This window comes from Saccharothrix sp. ST-888 (assembly GCF_000955975.1).
In the GTDB taxonomy this organism is placed as follows: Bacteria; Actinomycetota; Actinomycetes; order Streptomycetales; family Streptomycetaceae; genus Kitasatospora.
In genome coordinates, this window is sequence record NZ_JYJF01000404.1 from 1 (window position 1) to 407 (window position 407).

At 67.1% G+C, this 407-nt stretch carries 1 protein-coding gene; it reads right to left on the reverse strand.

Annotated elements, in window-relative coordinates; translation table 11 throughout:
* Window positions 1-407 (reverse strand): adenosylhomocysteinase (locus UK12_RS33300; protein ID WP_045306950.1); only part of this gene is annotated, 407 nt, incomplete at both ends.

Below are 407 nucleotides of genomic sequence, written 5' to 3' on the forward strand. Positions count from 1 at the left end.
GGCAGGTTGCAGTTGGCCAGCTCCAAGATGATCCGGCACTCGTCGTGGTCGACCGTCGACGGGTCCGGGGCCATGGCGTCCTTGTCGAACTCGACACCCTTGTAGATGAGGAGGGTGGCATCACGGCCGTCGTCCAGGGTCATGTTCGGGGTCCGGCAGTACGGGCAGGTGAGTGTCTGCTCAGTGAACCACCAGTCCGCCTCAAGGGTCTCGCCCTTCCGGGCGAACACCGGCACACCCTGCGTGTGCTCGGGGGTGCCCTTCGGACCGACCGCGATCGCGGCGGCGGCGTGGTCCTGGGTGGAGACGATGTTGCACGAGCACCAGCGGACCTCGGCACCCAGCGCGGTGAGGGTCTCGATCAGCACCGCCGTCTGCACCGTCATGTGCAGCGAACCGGTGATCCG